The organism is Cellulomonas septica (genome assembly GCF_012396155.1).
In the GTDB taxonomy this organism is placed as follows: domain Bacteria; phylum Actinomycetota; class Actinomycetes; order Actinomycetales; family Cellulomonadaceae; genus Cellulomonas; species Cellulomonas septica.
Genome location: NZ_JAAXOY010000344.1, coordinates 1 through 3,721 on the forward strand (window position 1 = coordinate 1; position 3,721 = coordinate 3,721).

The following is a 3,721-nucleotide window of genomic DNA, read 5'->3' on the forward strand; positions in this document are numbered from 1 at the left end:
GGTCGAGCACGGTAGCGAGGGGCGCCGACGGGTCCGCGTGCCGCTCGACGAGCCGCAGCAGACGCCCGTCGTCGCTGAGCACGCGGTACCAGCCGCGGTGCCCGCGCGAGCCGGTGCCGTCGAGGTCCGCGCGGATCGTCACGTCGTCCACGAGCCGCGCGACGGGCGCACCCGCCGCGTCGCGCACGTCGAAGGCGGGGGTCAGGTGGCGGAACGTGTCGACTCCCGCGACGGGCGACGGCTCCGAGTCGGTGTGGAACGACCGGACCACGTCGCCGCGGCGGTCCGCCGCGAGCCGCTCGGCGAGGACGAGCCTGTCGGAGCCGACCGGTGCGAGCAGCTCGACCTCGAACCCGATGCGTGACGACAGCGCCGGGACAGGTGCTCGACGGGTGCGGCGGGGCGCCGTGGCGGTCAGGACGCCGGCGTCCCGCTCGGCGGGATCGGCGGCGTCTGGCCGTCGCGCAGCATCTGCCCGGCGGTCATCTTCGCCTGGATGATGTCGACCGACCAGAGCGCCGCGAGCGCCTCGCCGTCGTCCCCGTCGTAGCCGGCGGCCCAGTACGCGTCGAGCTGGTGCCGGGCGACGGTGTCGGGGTCGTCCGGGTCGAGCGAGCCCCACGGTGCGATCGGGACGGGCTGGCCGTCCAGCAGGAGCTGCCCCGCGCGGCCCTTCGCCTCGAGGAGCGATACCTGCCAGAGCTCGGCGAGCGCGTCGGCGTCCTCCATCTGGTACCCCGCGCCCCAGAACGCGTCGGCCCGCTCCTGGGTGTACTCCTCCTCGCCCGGGAGAGGCGGGGGCGTCGCGCGGACGACCTGCGGCACCGGCGGGTCGGTCGGCGAGCCCGCCGCGACCACCGACGACTCGGGCGTGCGCGCGTTCTGCGCGAGCGCGTATGCCGCGCCGGTCGCGCCGACGGTGAGCGTCGCCGCGACGACACCGATGGCGGCGGTCCGGCGGGGGGAGCGGGTGGTGCTCGCGAGGGGCTTCATCGGACCTCCGGGAGAGCGCACGGGTCGGTCGCGCCTGCCCGACGCCACCGACGCCGGGCTGCGCCCGCTCGCGGTGCGACGTGCGTCACCGGCGGGTGGGGCCGCCCTGGCGGTCGATACCCTAGACCTGTGACCGCCCCTGACGTGCTCGAACTCGACGGCTATGTCGACGCCGACCGTGAGCGGTGGGTGCCGGAGGCGCCGAAGTCGCGCGAGCGCACCGCGTTCGAGCGCGACCGCGCGCGCATCGTGCACTCGTCGGCGCTCCGCCGTCTGGGTGCCAAGACGCAGGTGCTGGGACCGTCCTCGGACGACTTCGTCCGCACGCGGCTCACGCACACGCTGGAGGTCGCGCAGGTCGGCCGCGAGATCGGCAAGGCCCTCGGCTGCGACCCGGACGTCGTCGACACCGCATGCCTCGCGCACGACCTGGGACACCCGCCGTTCGGGCACAACGGCGAGAGGGCGCTCGCGGACATCGCGCGCGGCATCGGCGGGTTCGAGGGCAACGCGCAGACGCTGCGCCTGCTGACGCGCCTGGAGCCGAAGGTCGTCGGACCCGACGGGCAGACGGTCGGTCTCAACCTCACGCGCGCGAGCCTCGACGCCTCGGTCAAGTACCCGTGGCGGCACCTCCAGGGCCCGGTGAGCGCCGCGAGCGGACGGCCGACGCACAAGTTCGGCGTCTACGAGGACGACCTGCCGGTGTTCACGTGGCTGCGCGAGGACGCGCCCGACGGGCGCAAGTGCCTCGAGGCGCAGGTCATGGACCTCGCGGACGACATCTCCTACTCGGTGCACGACGTCGAGGACGCGGTCGTCGGCGGGCGCCTGGACCTGGGCGTGCTGACCCGCCCCGACGAGCGCGCGCGCGTCGTCGAGGCCGTGCAGACCTGGTACGGCGACGCGGTCGACGAGAACGGCCTGCACGACGCGATGGACCGCCTCGTGGCGGCGCACCTGTGGGCCACGCCCGGCTTCGACGGGTCCCGCGGGGCGCTCGCGATGCTCAAGGACGCGACGAGCCAGCTCATCGGCCGGTTCGCGAAGGCGGCGCAGACCGCGACGCGTGGCGAGTACGGCGACGGCCCGCTCACCCGGTACGCGGCGAACCTCGTGGTGCCGATCGGCACGACGGCGGAGATCCTCGTGCTCAAGGGGCTCGCGGTCGCGTACGTCATGGCGCCGCGCGAGCTCGAGCCGCTCTACCACCGCCAGCGCGAGGTGCTCACCGACCTCGTGCGCGTGATGTCGGACCGCGCGCCCCTGGCTCTCGAGCCGCCGTTCGCGGCCGACTGGGCGCAGGCCCCCGACGACGCCGCGCGGCTGCGGGTCGTCGTCGACCAGGTGGCGTCGCTCACGGACGTGTCGGCGGCGGAGATGCACGCGCGGCTCGTCCACCCGCCGCGGCACTGAGCACGGTCCGCGCGCCCGGGCGAACGGTGCCGCGGGCGGGCCGGAGGGCCTCGCGCGACGCCTAGACTCACCGGCGTGGCGGGACGCATCCGACGGGAGGACGTGGAGGCGGTCCGCGAGCGCGCGCGCATCGAGGAGATCGTCGGCGCCCACGTCAGCCTGAAGCCCGCGGGCGTCGGCTCGATGAAGGGCCTGTGCCCGTTCCACGACGAGCGCTCCCCGTCGTTCCACGTGCGTCCCCAGGTCGGCCGCTACCACTGCTTCGGCTGCGGCGAGGGCGGCGACGTGATCGCGTTCGTCATGAAGGTCGACGGGCTGGGCTTCACGGAGGCCGTCGAGTACCTCGCGGGTCGCGTCGGCATCCAGCTGCGGTACGAGGAGGGCGGCGCGCCGCGCCCGGGCGAGGAGCCGGGCCGCCGTCGTCGCCTGCTCGACGCGCACCGCGTCGCCGAGGAGTTCTACCGCGAGCAGCTCACGACGCCCGCGGCCGCCGCGGGGCGCGCGTTCCTCGCCGAGCGCGGGTTCGACCGCGCGGCGGCTGAGCAGTTCGGCGTCGGCTTCGCGCCGCAGGGGTGGGACGGGCTGCTGCGCCACCTGCGCGGCCGGAACTTCACCGAGGCGGAGCTCGTCGCGTCGGGGCTCGTCAGCCAGGGGCAGCGCGGGATCTACGACCGGTTCCGGGGCCGACTCGTCTGGCCGATCCGCGAGGTCACGGGGGAGACGGTCGGGTTCGGCGCGCGGCGCCTCTTCGACGAGGACCAGGGCCCGAAGTACCTCAACACCCCGGAGACGCCGCTCTACCGCAAGTCCCAGGTGCTGTACGGCATCGACCTCGCGAAGCGCGACATGCAGCGCGACAAGCGCGTCGTGGTCGTCGAGGGCTACACCGACGTCATGGCCATGCACCTGTCGGGCGTCGGGTCGGCGGTCGCGACGTGCGGCACCGCGTTCGGCTCGGACCACGCGCGCGTCGTGCGGCGCCTGGTCGGCGACGCGGGCTCGACGGGCGGCGTGCAGCTCGCGTCGGGCACGTCGGTCGGCGGCGAGATCATCTTCACCTTCGACGGCGACGCCGCCGGGCAGAAGGCGGCGCTGCGCGCGTTCGGCGAGGACCAGTCGTTCTCCGCCCAGACGTTCGTCGCGGTCGAGCGGTCCGGCATGGACCCGTGCGAGCTGCGCCAGGCGAAGGGTCCGGACGCGGTGCGCGCGCTCGTCGCGGGGCGCACCCCGCTGTTCGAGTTCGTCATCCGCTCGACGCTCGACTCGCACGACCTGCGCACCGCCGAGGGGCGGGTCGCCGCGCTGCGCGCCG

The 3,721-nt window shown here is 75.0% G+C and carries 3 protein-coding genes and 1 pseudogene; 2 read left to right on the forward strand and 2 right to left on the reverse strand.

Annotated features, from left to right (window positions below; all coding sequences use genetic code 11):
• Positions 1-271: pseudogene (locus HGA02_RS21730) on the reverse strand (amidoligase family protein); the annotation flags it as partial.
• A gap of 143 nt (positions 272-414) precedes the next feature.
• Complete coding sequence (locus tag HGA02_RS12920) at positions 415-993, reverse strand: hypothetical protein (RefSeq protein WP_168679348.1); 579 nt, start codon at positions 991-993, stop codon at positions 415-417.
• Positions 994-1,122: 129 nt separating this feature from the next.
• Here HGA02_RS12920 and HGA02_RS12925 point away from each other — a divergent pair, with 129 nt between their 5' ends.
• Together HGA02_RS12925 and dnaG are read left to right on the forward strand one after the other, a co-directional pair.
• Positions 1,123-2,409 carry a deoxyguanosinetriphosphate triphosphohydrolase gene (locus tag HGA02_RS12925; RefSeq protein ID WP_168679349.1) on the forward strand — a complete coding sequence of 429 codons (1,287 nt, stop codon included), beginning with the start codon at positions 1,123-1,125 and terminating at the stop codon, positions 2,407-2,409.
• Between the two features lie 75 nt (positions 2,410-2,484).
• The coding region (dnaG, locus tag HGA02_RS12930) for a DNA primase (RefSeq protein ID WP_168679350.1) at positions 2,485-3,721 on the forward strand (1,237 nt) is incomplete at its 3' end.

Bases quoted from the DNA above. Each gene is read 5' to 3' on its own strand.
- HGA02_RS12920 (WP_168679348.1), bottom strand. From the start codon at position 993: ATGAAGCCCCTCGCGAGCACCACCCGCTCCCCCCGCCGGACCGCCGCC.